At 68.3% G+C, this 15,819-nt stretch carries 19 protein-coding genes; 6 read left to right on the top strand and 13 right to left on the bottom strand.

The genetic code is table 11. The features are described 5' to 3' along the window. Positions 1 to 6 precede the first annotated feature (6 nt). Positions 7 to 483, bottom strand: coding sequence for a hypothetical protein (locus GM656_RS06200; RefSeq protein WP_162412799.1), 477 nt, complete (start codon positions 481 to 483; stop codon positions 7 to 9). A gap of 145 nt (positions 484 to 628) precedes the next feature. Here GM656_RS06200 and GM656_RS06195 point away from each other — a divergent pair, with 145 nt between their 5' ends. Then, entirely contained in the window at positions 629 to 1,342 is a 714-nt protein-coding gene (locus tag GM656_RS06195; protein WP_162412798.1) for a phosphoglycerol geranylgeranyltransferase, read from the top strand. Here the strand turns inward: GM656_RS06195 and GM656_RS06190 are convergent, their stop codons facing one another. The 3 genes from GM656_RS06190 to GM656_RS06180 all read right to left on the bottom strand — a co-directional run bounded on the left by GM656_RS06190 (position 1,343) and on the right by GM656_RS06180 (position 4,637). Continuing rightward, positions 1,343 to 3,547: an APC family permease gene (locus GM656_RS06190; RefSeq protein WP_162412797.1), complete on the bottom strand. Its 2,205-nt coding sequence runs from the start codon at positions 3,545 to 3,547 to the stop codon at positions 1,343 to 1,345. Between the two features lie 2 nt (positions 3,548 to 3,549). Further along, on the bottom strand, positions 3,550 to 3,984 hold the full coding sequence (locus GM656_RS06185) for an NAD-binding protein (RefSeq protein WP_241692713.1): 435 nt from the start codon (positions 3,982 to 3,984) through the stop codon (positions 3,550 to 3,552). A 158-nt stretch (positions 3,985 to 4,142) separates the two neighbouring features. After that, a complete protein-coding gene (locus GM656_RS06180) occupies positions 4,143 to 4,637 on the bottom strand; it encodes an Lrp/AsnC family transcriptional regulator (RefSeq protein ID WP_162412795.1) in 495 nt (164 codons plus the stop codon). A gap of 318 nt (positions 4,638 to 4,955) precedes the next feature. Here GM656_RS06180 and aspS point away from each other — a divergent pair, with 318 nt between their 5' ends. Next, on the top strand, positions 4,956 to 6,260 hold the full coding sequence (aspS, locus tag GM656_RS06175; RefSeq protein ID WP_162412794.1) for an aspartate--tRNA(Asn) ligase: 1,305 nt from the start codon (positions 4,956 to 4,958) through the stop codon (positions 6,258 to 6,260). Positions 6,261 to 6,298: 38 nt separating this feature from the next. Here aspS and GM656_RS06170 read toward each other — a convergent pair whose 3' ends face one another. From GM656_RS06170 to GM656_RS06140, 7 genes are all read right to left on the bottom strand, one after another. Then, positions 6,299 to 7,120, bottom strand: a complete 822-nt coding sequence (locus GM656_RS06170) for a bacteriorhodopsin (RefSeq protein WP_162412793.1) — start codon at positions 7,118 to 7,120, stop codon at positions 6,299 to 6,301. 91 nt (positions 7,121 to 7,211) lie between these two features. Beyond that, positions 7,212 to 7,970: an aldo/keto reductase gene (locus GM656_RS06165; RefSeq protein WP_162412792.1), complete on the bottom strand. Its 759-nt coding sequence runs from the start codon at positions 7,968 to 7,970 to the stop codon at positions 7,212 to 7,214. Positions 7,971 to 8,053: 83 nt separating this feature from the next. Next, positions 8,054 to 8,461, bottom strand: a complete 408-nt coding sequence (locus tag GM656_RS06160; protein WP_241692712.1) for a DUF7344 domain-containing protein — start codon at positions 8,459 to 8,461, stop codon at positions 8,054 to 8,056. Between the two features lie 101 nt (positions 8,462 to 8,562). Next, a complete protein-coding gene (locus GM656_RS06155; RefSeq protein ID WP_162412791.1) occupies positions 8,563 to 11,307 on the bottom strand; it encodes a PAS domain S-box protein in 2,745 nt (914 codons plus the stop codon). 33 nt (positions 11,308 to 11,340) lie between these two features. Then, positions 11,341 to 11,601 carry a KEOPS complex subunit Pcc1 gene (locus GM656_RS06150; protein WP_162412790.1) on the bottom strand — a complete coding sequence of 87 codons (261 nt, stop codon included), beginning with the start codon at positions 11,599 to 11,601 and terminating at the stop codon, positions 11,341 to 11,343. Then, the gene (locus tag GM656_RS06145) at positions 11,598 to 11,732 is read right to left on the bottom strand and encodes a DNA-directed RNA polymerase subunit P (RefSeq protein ID WP_162316872.1); all 135 of its coding nucleotides are present in this window, start codon (positions 11,730 to 11,732) and stop codon (positions 11,598 to 11,600) included. The genes GM656_RS06150 and GM656_RS06145 overlap by 4 nt, the downstream gene beginning before the upstream one ends. A 26-nt stretch (positions 11,733 to 11,758) precedes the next feature. Next, positions 11,759 to 12,067, bottom strand: coding sequence for a 50S ribosomal protein L37ae (locus GM656_RS06140; protein WP_162412789.1), 309 nt, complete (start codon positions 12,065 to 12,067; stop codon positions 11,759 to 11,761). Positions 12,068 to 12,173: 106 nt separating this feature from the next. Between GM656_RS06140 and GM656_RS06135 the strand changes: the two genes are divergently transcribed. Next, the gene (locus GM656_RS06135; protein ID WP_162412788.1) at positions 12,174 to 12,398 is read left to right on the top strand and encodes a hypothetical protein; all 225 of its coding nucleotides are present in this window, start codon (positions 12,174 to 12,176) and stop codon (positions 12,396 to 12,398) included. A gap of 33 nt (positions 12,399 to 12,431) precedes the next feature. After that, a complete protein-coding gene (locus GM656_RS06130; RefSeq protein ID WP_162412787.1) occupies positions 12,432 to 13,073 on the top strand; it encodes a hypothetical protein in 642 nt (213 codons plus the stop codon). Between the two features lie 22 nt (positions 13,074 to 13,095). Here GM656_RS06130 and GM656_RS06125 read toward each other — a convergent pair whose 3' ends face one another. Next, a complete protein-coding gene (locus GM656_RS06125; RefSeq protein WP_162412786.1) occupies positions 13,096 to 13,824 on the bottom strand; it encodes a DUF2103 domain-containing protein in 729 nt (242 codons plus the stop codon). A gap of 49 nt (positions 13,825 to 13,873) precedes the next feature. Beyond that, positions 13,874 to 14,719, bottom strand: a complete 846-nt coding sequence (locus GM656_RS06120) for a pantoate kinase (RefSeq protein ID WP_162412785.1) — start codon at positions 14,717 to 14,719, stop codon at positions 13,874 to 13,876. Positions 14,720 to 14,866: 147 nt separating this feature from the next. Here GM656_RS06120 and GM656_RS06115 point away from each other — a divergent pair, with 147 nt between their 5' ends. Then, positions 14,867 to 15,169 (top strand): UPF0175 family protein, encoded by a 303-nt coding sequence (locus GM656_RS06115; RefSeq protein WP_162412784.1) that lies wholly within the window; start codon positions 14,867 to 14,869, stop codon positions 15,167 to 15,169. Then, a complete protein-coding gene (locus GM656_RS06110) occupies positions 15,166 to 15,675 on the top strand; it encodes a hypothetical protein (RefSeq protein ID WP_162412783.1) in 510 nt (169 codons plus the stop codon). The genes GM656_RS06115 and GM656_RS06110 overlap by 4 nt, the downstream gene beginning before the upstream one ends. Positions 15,676 to 15,819 lie beyond the last annotated feature (144 nt).

Here is a 15,819-nt window from a genome sequence, read left to right as displayed (position 1 = left end):
CCGCCGTCAGTCCGCGGCTTCCTCGGCGACGAGTCGCGCCACCGCGTCGACGAACACCTCGAACAGCCGCCAGGCCAGCACGCCGCTGACGGCGAACGCCCCGAGCACGATGGCCACGAACCAGACGAGGAGGCCGAGTTGCAACTGCGTGATCAGTCCGATCGCCAAACCGACGGCGAATCCGCCGAGAAACAGGCCGCCGGCTCCCTGGAGACAGCGCCACTGCCAGTGGCCGAATCCGAATCTCTCGCCAGTGCCCAGTAGCGACGGCAGGACGATTCCGAGCCCGATGCCGCCGAGCGCGAGGAGGAAGAGGGCGCTCCCGAACAGGTAGGCGAGTCCCCGGACGAAGCCGCCGTGCTCCGCCGTCGACGCCGGCATCGACGCGAAGGAGTACAGGACCGCCACCGTGACGACGAGACCGGAGAGCACGAGTACGCCCCGAATGGTGGCGAGGACGTACCGTCGACCGTCAGGGATCATCGTCAGACGTTTGTAACATAACCGTCATAAATCTTCGGAGACGTATATAGTCGACTGTTAGCGTGCAGAGCGGTTCGACAGGCCGGCGCGGGCCGACATCGGTGTATCCGAAGCGGTTATACGGCCACGCGCAAGTCTGGCAGGTATGAGCGACTGGGCGGACTGGGACCACATCGTGAAGATCGACCCGGACAAGACGCTGGTCGACGGCGAGACCTACGAGGACGTGGCCGCGACGGGGACCGACGCCATCGAGGTCGGCGGGACGACCGGCATGACCGAGGAGAAGATGAAGCGGGTCGTCGACGCCTGCGGCAAGTACGACATCCCCGTCTACATCGAGCCCTCGAACCCCGCGTCCGTAGTCCACAGCGACCGCCACGACGGCTACCTCATCCCCGTCGTGATGAACGCCGGCGACGTGACGTGGATCACCGGCGCGCACAAGGAGTGGATCCGCATCGACGACGACATCGACTGGTCGCGCACCTTCACCGAGGCCTACATCGTCATGAACCCCGACGCCTCCGTGGCCGCCTACACGCAGGCCAACTGCGACCTCGACGCCGACGAGGTCGCCGCCTACGCCGAGGCCGCCGAACACCTGCTGGGTCAGGAGATCGTCTACGTCGAGTACTCCGGGATGCTCGGCGACACCGAGAAGGTCGCCGCCGCCGCCGACATTCTCGACGACGCCACGCTGTTCTACGGCGGCGGCATCCACGACTACGAGTCCGCCCGCGCGATGGCCCAGCACGCCGACACCATCGTCGTCGGCGACCTCGTCCACGACGAGGGCGTCGACGCCGTCCGCGAGACGGTGAAGGGCGCACAGGACGCGACCGCGACGGTCAGATAGCTAGAACGCCAGCCGTTCGAGGAAGCGACCGACGACGCCGTCGGGATGCGTTTTCGTGTGCACCTCCATCGACGCGTGGTCGCCGTCCTCGATCGCCGACTGCGCGGTCCTGCCCTCGTCTGATGCGCGGGCCGAAAGCCCCCCGTTGTTCGCGTGCACCAGCAATTCCCTGTCGCTCCCAGCCGCGTCGATCGCCGCCGAGAGGTCGTTCCGGTCGACGAACGTCCGCTCCGTCGGCACGTCACAGAGGTCCAGTAGGTCGTCGTGGTACGCTTCGAGTTGTGCCCGTTCCTCGGTCGACTGGCGCTCGTCGAGCGGATAGAGGAACCGGAGGGCGGCCCCGGTCTCAGTCGCCACGGCGTTGCCGACGCGGACCTTCAGCGGGTCGTACGGGCCGCGGGTCGTGACGAGGGTGATCGTCTCCAGCGCGTCGAGTGGGTGGGCATCGACGGCGATAGTGTCACAGTCAGCTTGCTTTCGGATGCGCTCGATACTGTCGCCCAGCAGCGAGTCCTCGAACGTCGCGCCCTGTTCCACCAGGAGGATGTCGACGGCTCGCTCGTCGACCGCGTTGGCGACGGCCCGTTCGGGATGGTGGCTCACGAGCTCGCCGTACTCGACGGGGACGTCGAGGTCGGCCGACAGCGCATCGGTGCGGCGTTCGAATTCGAGGTCGTCGGAAGACTGCACGCCGGAGGCGTAATCGAGGGGCTGCTGGTCGGGGACCTCGTCGAACTGGACGACGGAGAGACGGCTGCCGTCGGGCGAGAGCGCGGCTCCGATCTCCAGCAGCGTCGCTTCGCTCTCCCGCGAAGCGCCCTCGGGAAGCGCGACCAGCACCGAGGACTCTGCCGACCCGTCGAGCGTCTCCTCGGTCCGGTCGAGCGCGCGGTCGCCGAGGCTCCGGCGGACGGACCCCTTGATCGCTCCCTCTCTGGTGACTCTCGGCCGGACGTACCCCAGATACCAGACGACACTGGCGGCGACGATGCCGACGGCCCCGACCATCGCGATGAGGCCCATCTGTGTCAGCAGGGCGAAGCCGGTCAGGGTGCCGAATATCGGCGTCCACGGGTACAGCGGCACCTCGAAAGAGGGGTCGTAGTCCGGGGCGTCGCTCTCCCGGAAACCGATGAGCGCGACGTTGATGAGCGCGAACACGAGTATCTTGAACGCGCTCGCGAGTTTCGCGATTTCCAGAATCGGAACGAAGAGGATGAGGAGGAGCATCACGCCGCCGGTCAGCGTGATCGCGGTCACCGGGGTGCCGAATCGGTCGCTGACCGTGCTGAACAGTCCGGGTGCGAGTCCGTCGCGGCTCATGGCGAACGGGTAGCGCGAGGAGGAGAGGATGCCGGCGTTGGCCGTACTGACCAGAGCCAGAATCGCCGCGAGGACGACGGCCGCGACGCCGGTAGTGCCGAGCGTCGCCGCCGCCGCGTCCGCGATCGGCGTCGTGCTCCCGGCGAGCTGGTCGAGCGGGATGACGCCGACGACGACGGCGACGACGAGCACGTACAGCAGCGTGGTGAAGGCGAGCGAACCGAGCATCCCGAGCGGGATAACGCGGTCCGGGTCCTCGACCTCCTCGGCGATGGAGGCGATCTTGGTCACGCCCGCGAAGGAGACGAACACCAGGCCGGTCGCGGCGAATATCCCCTCGACACCGTAGTCCCACATCCCGCCGTAGCTGGCGGGATCGACCGCCGGACCGCCGCCGGCGACGAACCAGCCGATCGCCACGAGCATCACCGCGACGATACCGATCTGGAGCCGGCCGGTCTGTTCCGCGCCGAGGATGTTGACGAGGACGAGAACGACGGCGAGCGCGATCGCGACCGGACGGATCGGGAGGTCGAACAGGAGCACGAGGTACGGGACGCCGCCGACGAGCGCGAGCGCACCCTTGAACGAGAGAGAGAACCACGTCCCGAGTCCGGAGACTGTCCCCAGAAGCGGCCCCATCGACCGCTCGATATAGACGTACGTGCCGCCGGCCTCGGGCATTGCCGTCGCCATCTCGGCCTTGCTGAGCGCCGCGGGAAGCACGAGGACGCCGGCGAGGAGATAGGCGGCGATGACACCGGCCCCGGCGTCTTTCACCGCCAGCGCCGGCAAGATGAAGATGCCGCTCCCGACCATCGCGCCGATGGATATCGCTACCACTGACAGCAGTCCGAGGTCGCGTTCCAGGTCCTTTGCCATGGTTAGGCGGTTTCGGGGGACTGGAGCGCTGTTTCGACAGCACCTTGCAGTTCCGTCGCCAGGACCCGCGAGCCACAGATCACTGTCGAGGCGACCGGCTCGAACGCCGCTCGGTTCTGTGGGTCGTTGAGCACGACGACGACGGTCTCGACGTCGAACCGCGTCCGAAGCAGTTGCGTCACCAGAAGAGCGCAGTGGTCCGTCCGCATCGAAACCAGGGCCAGATCGGTCTGTTCAGCTCCGGCGTCTCGGAGAACAGCACCGTCTCGCCCGTCACCGACCACCACACTGATGTCCTCGGGCGTTTGCCCGGCAACGCCGTCGTGGTCGGTGACGAGGCAGGCGTTGGCGGCTCGATGTAACGTCCGTACTACTTCAGATCCGACGTGACAGTCGCTGATTACCAGTACCGATGGCGGGTCGACGTCGTCGTCCACTCGTTCGCGAAGCCGTGTGAGAGATATCATGGGGTTCGTGGAAGCCGGACCATCCCGGCTGATAGCTCTCTCTCTCTTTATTCCGACACCCGATAAATATCTAGGAAATAATTCCGATTCCGGATCTAAATAGATATATAATCCATTCCCGGAAGAACCTACGAGTCCGTATCGGCGTCGTAGTCGTCGGTCCCGAACCGGTGGAACGGCCGGGTGTACTCGTTCCGGATGAGGTCCTCGTCGACGACCTCCAGACCGATTTCGTTGAGGTCCCTCCCGATTCGGCTGAGGTCGTTTCCGTCGGTTCCGACAACCTCGACGTGGACGTTGTCGGCCCCGGTCATGACCTCGCGGATGGCCACGACGCCGGACACGTCGAGCGCTCGCTGTGCGATCTCCTCGCGCTCGTGGATGGGTGCGGTACAGACGATGAGCGTGTGGAGCTGATAGCCCGCCGCCTCGTAATCGACTTCGACGTCGTAGCCGGCGATGACGCCGGCCTCTTCGAGTTTGTTGATCCGGTTCCGAACGGTCCGGGCAGAGACGTCAAGCGACTCGGCGATCTCGCTCGCGGACGTGTGTCTCGCGTCCTGCTGGAGCGCGTAGATGATGTTCCGGTCCAGATCGTCGATCGGATAGTCCGGGTCTGCCATGTCGGCCGTTCAGCACCAACCGGTACAAAGGTTCAGGGTGTGCGTTCAGAGAAGATACCGCTTCGCGAGCGCGGCGAGTCGCTATCGCCCCCGCTCGCGATACCGAGGTCCTTTCCTCCGGTCGGGCCCCTCGCTGCTCACGGCTCACTTCGTTCGCCGTTCGCCATAGCCGAGGCCCCTCCCTTCGGTCGGGCCCTCGCTACTCACGGCTCACCTCGTTCGCCGTTCGCAATATCGAGGGCCCTCACTCCGTTCGGCCCCTCGCGACCCTCGCTCTGAAAGACTGTCCTTAAGTCACACCGTCCAGAACGAACCCGCATGGAAAACCGCACTTACACGGCGGACGCAGAGCCGGGCGACAGCGTCACGGTCGCCGGCTGGGTCCACGAGATTCGCGATCTCGGTGGCATCGCCTTCCTCATCCTCCGGGACACCACCGGGAAGATCCAGGTCAAGTTCGAGAAAGACGAGATGGCCGACGACCTCGTCGAGACCGGCCTCAACGTCCACCGCGAGTCGGTCATCTCGGTGACCGGGGACGTAGAGGAGGAACCGCGCGCGCCCACCGGCGTCGAGGTCACGCCCGAGTCGGTCGACGTGATCTCCGAGGCCGACCCGGAACTCCCCCTCGACCCGTCCGGGAAGGTCGATGCCGAGCTCCCGACCCGTCTCGACAACCGCACGCTCGACCTCCGCAAAGACGAGGTCAAGGCGATCTTCGAGATCCGCGCGGAGGTCCTGCGCTCGGTCCGCGAGGCGTTCCGCGAGATCGGCTGCACCGAGATCAACACGCCGAAGATCGTCGCCACGGGGACCGAAGGCGGCACGGAGCTGTTCCCCATCACGTACTTCGGCCGCGAGGCGTTCATGAACCAGAGCCCGCAGCTGTTCAAGCAGCTGATGGTCGGCTCCGGCCTGGAGCGCGTCTTCGAGATCGGTCCGATCTTCCGCGCCGAGGAGCACAACACGCCCCGGCACCTCAACGAGGCGACCTCCATCGACTTCGAGTCGGCCTTCTACGACCACACCGAGGCCATGGACGCCTGCGAGCACGTCGTCCGCTCGGCCTACGAGGGCGTCGCCGAGAACTGCCAGGACGAACTGGAAGCGCTCGGCCTCGAAGACGAGTTCGAAGCGCCGGCGGGCGACTTCCCGCGGCTCAGTTACGAGGACGCGCTCGACCGCATCAACGCCACCGGCGAGCTCGACGAGCCGCTCGTGTGGGGCGACGACCTCTCGACGGAGGCCGAACACGTCCTCGGCCAGGAGGTCGGCGAGCACTACTTCATCACCGACTGGCCCAGCGAGATCAAGCCGTTCTACATCAAGGACCACGACGACGACGAGGAGGTCTCGACCGGCTTCGACATGATGCACCCGTCGATGGAACTGGTCTCCGGCGGCCAGCGTGAGCACCGCTACGACCGGCTCGTCGCCGGCTTCGAGCAGCAGGGCCTCGACCCCGAGGCCTTCGAGTACTACACCAAGATGTTCAAGTACGGCATGCCGCCCCACGCCGGCTGGGGACTGGGCGGCGAGCGCCTCGTCATGACGATGCTCGGACTGGAGAACATCCGCGAAGCGGTCATCTTCCCGCGGGATCGCCAGCGTCTGAGTCCCTGACGGGACCGCGGAACGCTTTTCGGGGCCAAGACGGATCGTCAGTCGTCTGCCGGTGTCGCGGTATCGGCGGCGGCCGATCCGACACTCACCGTCCCCTCGTTGGCCGCGACCCAGCGAAGCAGGAGGTACGCGAACAGGTACTTCGCGCCGACGTCGAGGGCGGAGTAGCCCCACGAGGTGAGGCCGACGGACTGGACGACTGCCAGCCCCTCGACGCCGAGCGCCCAGATGATCGGGTACCCGAGCCACAGCACGACGGTGAGCGCCCGGAGCGTCCCGAATATCTCGTCGGTGCCGGCCGCGGCGGCGCGCTGTGGCCACTCGACGAGAATCGCGTACAGCACGACCACGAAGAACGCGCAACTGATCACGTAGAACGCCCAGCGGAGCGCGTACGACGAGGTGACGAGCGCGGCCGCGAGCCCGGTCACGCACATCCCCACGTCCGCCGCGATAACGGTGAAGAGGCTAGACCGGTCTACGTCGGCGAGCAGGCCGAGCGCGAGCAGTATCATCGGCGTCGAGAGCGTCCACGTGAGATACCGACCCCACTGGCTCATGACCTCCTGCCCCGCGAGCGGATGCCCAGCCGGCATCGTGGTGAAGCCGACGGTCAGGCCGGAGATAAGCGCCAGGTAACTGGAGAGCGAGACGAGCGGGACCAGCAGCGTCGCGCCCCAGATGAACCGCGCGCGAGTGTCCGTGACGCGCCGTCCCATATACACGAACAGCAGTATCGACACGCCCGCGAGCGCGACGTTCACCCACAGCGACGACGAGAGGAGCGCGTCGCTCTGGATCGCCTCGAAGGCGTCGGTCTGTGTCGCCTGGAGCGGTGCTCCTGGTGGTACGGGTGTCATATACTAGTTCTTGGGACGCAGTACGTAAGGTCGTGGCACCGAACCGTATCGGTACGTGCGACGCGGTCGTGGCCGGACGGCGGTCACCGGCTCACTCCGGAAACAGCTCTTCTTCGCGGTCGATCCCCTCGATGCGCTCGATCTCCGCGTCGGCCAGTTCGAGCTCCGCGGCCGCCAGGTTCGCTTCGAGGTGGGCCCGCGACGACGCCTTCGGGATGGTCACGACGGGCTCGTAGCTGGTCACCCAGGCGATGCTCACGGCGGCCGGCGAGGCGTCTCGGCGCTCCGCGATGTCGCGGATGACCGGCTCGTCGAACACGCGACCGCCGGCCAGCGGCGAGTACGCGACCAGCGGGTACCCGTTGGCTCGGGCGTCCGCCAGCAGGTCCTCACGCCAGTACAGCGGGTGGAACTCCACCTGGTGGGCGGCGATGTCGACGTACTCGCGCGCCGCCGCGAGCTGTTCCGGTTCGAAGTTCGAGACGCCGACGTGCCGAGCGAGCCCGTCCTCGCGGACCGCCTCGATCGCCGGGAGCGTCTCCTCGGGGTCGTAGTCGCCGCGCGGCCGGTGAACGTAGAGGAGGTCGACGGCGTCGAGCCCGAGCCGGTCGAGGCTCGCGGCGGTTCCGGGCCGGACCGCCGACGGTCCGAGGCTGTCGACCCAGAGCTTGGTCGCGACGAGCAGGTCGGACCTGTCGACGGCGGCCGCGTCGATTCCAGCGCCCACGACGGCCTCGTTGTCGTATATCTGTGCGGTGTCGAGGTGCCGGTAGCCGGCGTCGATGGCCGTCCGAACGACGCGCTCGTCGTCGATGCCCATCGTTCCCAGCCCGACCGGTGGCAGGTCCATGCGTCGCTCCTCGCGCGCGGACAGCATAATGGTGGTCGCCGCGGCCGTCCCCCCGGACGGCGCACGGGCCCACCGTGACCCTGTTAGAACTCGTCGCGCCGCGTGACCGCTGCCGCGTGCTGGGCCCACTTCTCGACGGTGGGTGACCCCCAGTACTTGACCGCGCCGCTGCGCTCGTCGTAGTCGACGAGGCCGATGCGGTGGAGCGTCGGCAGATGCTCGGATTCGAGTTGCGACTGCACGGCCGACGCCGACGTGTCGCCGTCGTCGACCGCCGCCGCCGACCCTCGTCTGGCGACGGCGGCCGCCAGCGTCTCGACGTCGGTTCCGTTCTCGTCACGGGTCGCGAAGTACAGACACACCGCTCGTCGCCGCCAGTCCGAGAGGACCTCGAATACGTCGTCGACCGCCGACGTCGAGAGGTCCCGGTCGTCCGGCGTCATCCCGTGCCACTGTTCGCTCTTCGGACTCCCGCGTGCTTGATTACCCATTATCTGCGTGTTAAACTTACTCCCTTCTCTGGTATCAAATGAGTGCCTAGACGGTTAGGTAGTCGTGCCAGTGGCGGGTGACCAGCGCAGTGCGGCGACCGTCAGAAGTCGAACACGTCGTCGATGAGGTTCCGCTCGGCGCGCCGGAGGTGCTGGTGGAGCGTCGGCGACGCGATACCGAGCGTGTCCGCGAGTTCCTCCGCGTTCGTGTCCCTGGGCCAGGCGTAGTATCCGGCGAGATAGGCCGTGCGGAGGACCTCTCGCTGACGGTCTGTCAGGCTGTCCCGTGGCCCATCGTCGCCGTCGGGGCTCACGCGCTCTCGCTCGCGCTCCCGCCTCGACGTCAGCGAGAGCGGCGGGAGACACTCGGAGAGCGTCTCCTGTATCGTCCGGGAGTCAGCGTCGGGTGGGGCCTCGACAGTGATCGTGAGTGTCCCCCCCTCGACCACCAGTTCGGTGGCCCGCGCGCCGACGTCGAGCAGGCGCGACTGGAAGACGTCCTCGACCTGGAGTTCGACGACGCCGCCGGTCTCGTCGCCGCGGACGACTCGGCCATCGACGATGTCGGCGATGGCCACAAGCCCGTCGAGAACACGCACCGGCGAGGCACCCTCGACCGAGAGATAGAAGAGGACCTCCGCACCGAGGTCGACGTGGCCCGCGGATTCGAGTCGGCAGTCGTACTCGGTCGCGATCGTGAGCAGCGAGTGGTCCGGCCGTTCGGACTCGAAGGTCAGTTCGAGAACGGTGTCGCGGGCCAGTAACCGCCGGTTCTGGGCGGCGGTGAACGCGAGCCCGATCATCTCGCCGAGGACGGCGAAGCTCTCGACCGCCCTGGGGCTGAACGCGTTTTGCCGGGTCGCGCACACGCAGAGGACGCCGTGGGCAACGTCGCCCCGGACGAGCGGAATCGCCGCCGTGGCAGCCAGATCCCGCTCGTCGAGCGCGCGGTGCCATCGCTCGTCGTCTGTGTCCGCGAGCCGTACCGTTCGGACCTCGCGAGTCTTGAGCGCCTCCGCGCTCGGACAGTTCTCCTCCTCGTCGACGAGCGGCGGGTCGATATCGGCGGCGGCGGAAACGGTCCGCGGCACGACCCGGTCGTTCGCCCCCGTCCGCTCGCCGATCCACGCCACCTCGAAGAAGGCGGACTCGACGATCCGGTCGCACACCGACTCCGCGATCTCGGCCCGGGTGGTCGCCCCGCCGAGCGCCCCGATGAGATCCTGAATCAGGACGTTGATGCGGTCGAGCGTCGCCAGTTCGTCGCGCTGGCGCTCGATGGCTCGCTGGCGCTCCCGCCGCTCGGTGACGTCCTGATGGATGCCGACCGCCCGGACCGCCTCGCCGTCGTCGTTTCGCTCGAAGACCTTCCCGATGTCTCGAACCCACTTCCACTCCCCCGACGTGGTTCGCATCCGGAACTCGGTCTCGTACAGTTCGATGTCGCCGCGCTTGAGCTTCTCGAGTTCGCGCTCCGCCTCCGGCAAGTCCTCAGGGTGCACCAGGTCCGCCCACGACTGGTAGCACGGCTCAAGTTCGTCGGGGTCGAACCCGAGCATCCCCGTCCAGCGTTCGTCGAATGCTACCTCGTTGGTCTTCGGGTTCCAGTCCCAGACGCCGAGTTCGGCGCCTTCGAGCGCGAGATTCAGCCGCTCGGTCGTCTCCCGGAGCTTCCGCTCGCGCTCGCGGCGCTCCGTGATGTTCCGGACCACGCCCATCAGGCCGCGATACCGGTCGCCTTCGCCGTAGATCAGCGTGTAGTGGATCGACACGTCCTGTTTCGTCCCGTCCTTCTGGACGAACGTCAGGTCGACCGTGGTACTCTGCTTGCCGGGGGTTTCGAGGAGGTGCTCGATGGTTCGCTGGCCCGTTTCGAGTTCGCCGGGTGCGAGAATCGTCGAGGCGTGGCGGCCCCGGAGTTCCGAGGGCTCGTACCCGAGGTGGGCCGCGAACGAGTCGTTACAGAAGTCGATGACGCCCCGCTCGTCGAGCGTGTAGAGCCCGTCCTGGGCGTGGTCCACCAGGAGCTCCAGCAACGCCGTTCTCGCCTCTCGGGTCGCGGTGTCGGTCACGTCTTCGAGCACCACGAGCGTGTGTCCGCCCGCGGCGTCCGGGAGGTCGTAGCCGCGCCGGAGCAGGTACCGGTCGCCATCGCCCGCGGTCACGCGGACGGTGAGCGGTGCCGTGGGTCGGTCCCGCAACTGTTCGAGCCGCCGTTCGCTCCGGGGTGTGTCCGGCATCGCGGCAGCCAGAACGTCGTAGAGTCCCTCGATGTCGGCGTCCGCCTCGTCGCCCGCGACGAACGACGACACCGACCCGTTGGTCCAGACGATATCGCCGCGTTCGTCGACGAGCGCGGCGATTTCTCCGTCCGCGGCACGCGACTCGATGGCCGAGAGCGCGTCGCTCAGCGCGTATTCGCGCCGATCGATCGGCGGCGAGACGACGCTCTTGATCTTCTGGGCCAGGAACTCTCTCCGGTCGTCGGTCTGCTTCTGGACGGTCGTCGCGGCGGATTCGCGTAGTTTCGAATCGAGGTCGCTCGGGTCGCGGTCGCTGTAGAGAACGACGGGGAACCGGTCGTTCGAGACGAGCGAGTCCGGGACGTCGTCGAGGCCGGCCGGGTCGACGACGAGGCAGTCCACCGCCGACGACGCCGCGGCAGCAAGCGCGTCGTCCGGCGTCCCGACGCTCGTCACCCGCAGCGTCGGCCGGTGGGTCGACAGCGCGTCGTGGGTGGCTCGCCGAGCCGTCTCGTCGGCGTCGAGGACCAGCACCTCGAGTTCGCGCTCGGCGGAGTCGGGCCGCGTCTCGGGTGGCGTCGGTTCGTCGGGTTCGTCTCCCATGAGGGGGTACCGATACTACACGTCACCCGACGCTTAAAACTGTTCTGTGGCCGCGCGGTCGCTCTCCTCCGCGACCGACAGGAGCGTCAGCCACGTGTTGATTCCGGCCCGGAGGGCGACGAGGTCGTCCGCAGCGACGCGGACTTCGACGGTCTCGTCGTCGCGGTGGAGCGTCGCCGTGGTCCGGTCGCCGTCGATCGCGCCGATCTCGGGTCGCACGCTCCGCTCGACGATTCGGGCTCGCTCGGGGCTGTCGTACTCGACGGAGAGAAGCGTCCGGTGGGGCGCGGTCAATTGACGTCGATCTCTTTGACGTCCGGCGACCGCTCCTTGAGCAGGACGCGGTGTCCGCAGTACGGACAGCGGACGCCGCCGTACTCGTCCAGCGTCACGTCGCGCTTACAGCGTGAACACTTGTAGCTCATAGCTGAGAGATAGGGGTGACGGTCCTTTACTCCTCGTCTTCGGACAGCGCGGCCCGAATCGAGCGACGGACGGTCTTGCCGCCGGGGGTCTCCGGCGTGTAGCTGCCGCCGGTGAACGTGTAGTCGCAGTAGCCGCACTGCCAGATGCCCGTTCCCTGACGGTCGACGCGGTCCTCGCCGCAGTTGGGGCAGGCGTGGTCCTCGTTCATCTCCGATTCGATCTCCGCGACGCGCCGCCGGGACACACGCCCGTAGCGAGCGCCGAACCGGCCGGCGCTCCCGGTGCGTCCTTTCTTCGTGGCCATAGTGGTCTGTTGTCCGCCGAGCGTCCACATAAGGCCTTCGAGATGCGGTCCCGCCGCGGACCGCGGGCGTTTCGCCCCAGCCGGCGGTCGAGCGGCCACAGCAACTAACAGGCTCCGTCGTCAACCCCCGCCCGGTATGGACGAGATACTCGACGCGGTCGACCTGCTGGCGGACTCCGGACTCGAGGGTATCGTCACGTGGCTCGTGCGGGTCGTCGGTCTCGTCGCCCTGCTCGCGGGGCTGGGACTGTGGCTGTTCACCGAGATGGGACTGCTCGTCGTGCCCGCACTGTTGGTTCTCGTCGGCCTTGTCCTGCTCGTCGCACCGAGCGTCCTCCTGTTCGCCGCCGAACTGGCGTAACCACTGAAGGGGCGGGCAGCCGAAGCGCGTGACATGGCAGCGTCCGACGCGCTCCGCCGTCGGCTGCAACGGGTCGCTCCGGCCACCAGCGGCCGGCTGACACCGGCCGAGTTCCTCCTCTCGGGAGCCGCGGCCGGCGCGCTCGGGTGGAGCGGCACGCAGGCGCTCGCCCGGGTCGATCCCGACGCGGGGGCCGTCCTCGCGACGACGCTGTGGGTTTTCATCGCCGGCGGCTTCGTCGGACTGACGGTCCTGCACGCGCCCGAGTCGCTCCGCTTCTCGGACGTGCTGTTCGTCTGGGGGGCGGTCAACGGCGGCGCGATGGCACTGACCGTCGGCGGCCTGCTCGGGCTCGTTCCCGCCGCAGTGGCGTTCTGGCACGCGTGGGTCGCCGCGACGGCCGTCGGCTACTGCTGGTCCGGCGGCGTGCTGGAGGGGGCCGGCCAGCCCGTCCGCGGCCGCGGCTATCTCGGGGCCGGCGTCGTCGGCCTCGGCCTGCTCGCGGTCGGCGTCCTCGCCGTCGACCGCGTCGAGTCGACGCGCTATCTCGCGCTCGGAGCGCTGCACGCGCTCCCGCTCGTCCTCGACGTGCGGACGGCATTGCCCGCGCGCTCGCGAGCGACCGTCGTCGCGCTCGGTGTGGCCGCCGCTCTCGGTGCTGGCAGCGTGGTATAGCGGGACGGTGACTGTCCGCCGGTCACTCCTGTAGCTCGGCCTCGCGGAGCGCGTCGTTCAGGTCGGCCCTGACGTGTTCGCCGAGTTCGCGGTCGCCGGCCGTCGTGACGACGCGGTTCTCCTGGACGCTGGAGCCGTCGCGGATGAGCACCCGGACGTTCCCGTTGTCGTCGGCGCGCGTCGCCTTGGCCCGGACGCCGGTGGGAGAACTCGCGCCGCCGGCGTCGATGGGGCCGGGGATGACCTTCTTGACGTGGGGGTGGCCGGCCACCGTCTGAACGACCCGCTGGCCCGCTCGACCGCCGATGAGGGTCGTGTGGCTCCCGCCGAGTTTCTCCGCCGGCGCGGCGTCGACGACTTCCAGCGCCGGTTCGCCCTGCCGGTCGAGGACGCGCTGGACGGGGTCGTCGCCCTCGACGCGGAAGAACTCGTAGTGCAGTTGCGGCCGGACGGCCGCGATGACGTCGCGGTCGCCGGTGACGTACACCTCCTCCGGGCGCTTGCGCCGGACCTCGTCGGCGACGAGGCCGGCGAAGTTCCGGAGTTCGACGACGACGGACTCGTCGCTCCCCTCGCCCTCCGGGGTCGTCGTCACTGTCCGCTGACCGACGACCGAGCCGTCGAAGACGGCGGTCACCGTCGCCCGCTCGCGACCGAGTTCGAGGACGACCGCGTCGGCGTTGGCAGTGTGACAGACCAGGCAGTAGTCGCCCGGTCGGTCGAGCGGCGTCGCACACTGCCGGCAGTCCATATCCGTGGCTACGCGTCGGTGCGGATAAGGAGGGCGGTTCGCCGCGGCGCTACGCCGTGGGCGGCCCGTCCTCGACGGTCGCACCTGCGGGGTACACGGAACAGACGCTCGCGTCGTAGCCGGCGTCGGTGAGGCCGGTCCCGAGTGCGAACACGGTCTCGCCGAGCATCGCCATCGCGGCGTCGCCGCCGGCCGCGGCCACGTCGTCGATGACCTCCTTCACCGCCGGCGTCAGCAGGTCCGCTTCGCGGGAAAAGCGCCGCGACGCTCGCGTGAACGTCGCCAGCGTCGGCTCCTCGACCACCGACGAGAGCGCGCGCTCGCCCGCTTCGGTCAGCGCGTCGGTGTCGCCGCCGACCACGTCCTCGGTCGAGAGTTCGCCGAGCGTGACGTACTCGACGCGGCTGCGGGCCGGAATCGCGTCGAGATAGTTGTACTGCGGGCCGCCGGGTTCGAGGCGGAGCGGCACGCCGCCGCGGGCCTGTCCCACCACGTCACCGAGTCCGGACCCCGACTGGACCTCCGCGCCGTGGGCGACCGTCACCAGTTCGTTGTACGAGAGCCGCCGGTCGAAGGCGGCGTTGGCCGCGAGCGCGGTCCCGAGCGCCAGCCCGCCGGAGACCCCGAAGCCCGACCCCAGCGGGAGCGGCGTCTCGGCGGTGACCGTCGCCGTGGTTCGCAGCGCGTTCAGGACCCGCTCGACGGCCTCGACCTCGATCGCTTCGCCGTTCAGCGTGACCCGCGTGTCGTCGCCGGGGCGAACCGTGACGGCGACCCCGTCCGACAGCGCGATGCCGCCGCCGCGCGACCCCGTCTCGATGGGGTCTTCGCCCCGAGCCACCGTGAAGAAGCCGGTGACGTGACCGGGGACGAACGCGTGTGCTGCGTCGCTCATTGGCCACCCGTCGGACCGGGTGCGATTAAGCGTTGGCGGTCGCGGCGTCGCGACCGGGCGAGATTGGGACGGAAGGAGTCACTTCCCCGACAAGCGCTTTGCCGACCCGTAGTTTGATGTGCGTTTACACCGCATGACTGCGCAAACATGCCCACTATCAGCGCTCGCCTCCCCGCCGAGGAGAAAGCGGAACTCGACGACGTAGCGGAACTGCTCTCGGAGGACCGCTCGACGACCATCCGAAAGGCGCTCCGGGAGGGCCTGGAGACGCTCCGAATCCGCGTCGCCGTCGAGCAGTACCAGTCCGGCGACGTGTCGGCCGCCGAGGCCGCACAGCTCGCGGACCTCTCCATCGCCGAGTGGCTCGACGTGGCCCGGGAGCGAAACCTCACGACGCAACTGGAACTGTCCGACCTGGAACTCGACGCCGACACCGCCGCGGAGCTATGACGCGTATCTACGTGGGCCCGACCGCCCTGTACTCGCTGGGACAGGTGGGCGAGCTCTCGCTGCTGGACGCCTTCGACGGCGACATCGTGATTCCAGAGCCGGTCGTCGACGACGTGCAGGTGGAACCGACCGCGACGAACCTGGCCGAGTACCGCGAGGGCGGCGTCGACACCGCCGTCGACGAGGACCACATCGAACAGGCCGAGGCGCTGCTCGGCGAGAAGGACCTGGGCGCGGCCGTCACGGTGCTCGCCGGCGTCCTCGCGCACCGCGACAGCGCCGACCGCACGGCCGTGGCCGTCGTCTCGGAGGACCGAACCGTCCGCCGGATGGCCCAGGGGCTCGGGGCCGAGGTGACGAGCAGCTTCGGCGTCGTGGTCCGGGCGGCCATCGAGGACAAGTACCTGAAACCGACGCAGGCAAAGCGCATCGTCAGGCGGATCGATCAGCACGGAACGCACCTGACGGGAGAACTGCGCGAGCGGGCCGTCGGCGAGGTCGCCTGAGTTGAAACCGCCGCGAGTCCGGCGAGCGGCGGCCTTTTCGCGTAGGTTTTTCGAGGAGGGTGTGCGGTGTCCACCCGACGACGAAAAAGGTACACCGGCACGGAACGCACCTGACGGGAGAACTGCGCGAGCGGGCCGTCGGCG

The organism is Haloarcula salina (assembly GCF_010119195.1).
GTDB lineage: Archaea > Halobacteriota > Halobacteria > Halobacteriales > Haloarculaceae > Haloarcula > Haloarcula salina.
Note: the sequence above shows the minus strand (reverse complement) of the source record. Positions and strands in the feature narration are given on the sequence as shown.

What these genes read in the sequence shown, in the direction of transcription:
- GM656_RS06115 (WP_162412784.1), top strand. Translation starts at nt 14,867, where the DNA reads ATGCCCACTATCAGCGCTCGCCTCCCCGCCGAGGAGAAAGCGGAACTC.
- GM656_RS06195 (WP_162412798.1), top strand. Translation starts at nt 629, where the DNA reads ATGAGCGACTGGGCGGACTGGGACCACATCGTGAAGATCGACCCGGAC.
- GM656_RS06145 (WP_162316872.1), bottom strand. Translation starts at nt 11,732, where the DNA reads ATGAGCTACAAGTGTTCACGCTGTAAGCGCGACGTGACGCTGGACGAG.
- GM656_RS06155 (WP_162412791.1), bottom strand. Translation starts at nt 11,307, where the DNA reads ATGGGAGACGAACCCGACGAACCGACGCCACCCGAGACGCGGCCCGAC.
- GM656_RS06165 (WP_162412792.1), bottom strand. Translation starts at nt 7,970, where the DNA reads ATGGACCTGCCACCGGTCGGGCTGGGAACGATGGGCATCGACGACGAG.
- GM656_RS06180 (WP_162412795.1), bottom strand. Translation starts at nt 4,637, where the DNA reads ATGGCAGACCCGGACTATCCGATCGACGATCTGGACCGGAACATCATC.
- GM656_RS06170 (WP_162412793.1), bottom strand. Translation starts at nt 7,120, where the DNA reads ATGACACCCGTACCACCAGGAGCACCGCTCCAGGCGACACAGACCGAC.
- GM656_RS06140 (WP_162412789.1), bottom strand. Translation starts at nt 12,067, where the DNA reads ATGTGGACGCTCGGCGGACAACAGACCACTATGGCCACGAAGAAAGGA.
- GM656_RS06130 (WP_162412787.1), top strand. Translation starts at nt 12,432, where the DNA reads ATGGCAGCGTCCGACGCGCTCCGCCGTCGGCTGCAACGGGTCGCTCCG.
- GM656_RS06135 (WP_162412788.1), top strand. Translation starts at nt 12,174, where the DNA reads ATGGACGAGATACTCGACGCGGTCGACCTGCTGGCGGACTCCGGACTC.
- GM656_RS06200 (WP_162412799.1), bottom strand. Translation starts at nt 483, where the DNA reads ATGATCCCTGACGGTCGACGGTACGTCCTCGCCACCATTCGGGGCGTA.
- GM656_RS06120 (WP_162412785.1), bottom strand. Translation starts at nt 14,719, where the DNA reads ATGAGCGACGCAGCACACGCGTTCGTCCCCGGTCACGTCACCGGCTTC.
- GM656_RS06160 (WP_241692712.1), bottom strand. Translation starts at nt 8,461, where the DNA reads ATGGGTAATCAAGCACGCGGGAGTCCGAAGAGCGAACAGTGGCACGGG.
- GM656_RS06125 (WP_162412786.1), bottom strand. Translation starts at nt 13,824, where the DNA reads ATGGACTGCCGGCAGTGTGCGACGCCGCTCGACCGACCGGGCGACTAC.
- GM656_RS06110 (WP_162412783.1), top strand. Translation starts at nt 15,166, where the DNA reads ATGACGCGTATCTACGTGGGCCCGACCGCCCTGTACTCGCTGGGACAG.
- aspS (WP_162412794.1), top strand. Translation starts at nt 4,956, where the DNA reads ATGGAAAACCGCACTTACACGGCGGACGCAGAGCCGGGCGACAGCGTC.
- GM656_RS06190 (WP_162412797.1), bottom strand. Translation starts at nt 3,547, where the DNA reads ATGGCAAAGGACCTGGAACGCGACCTCGGACTGCTGTCAGTGGTAGCG.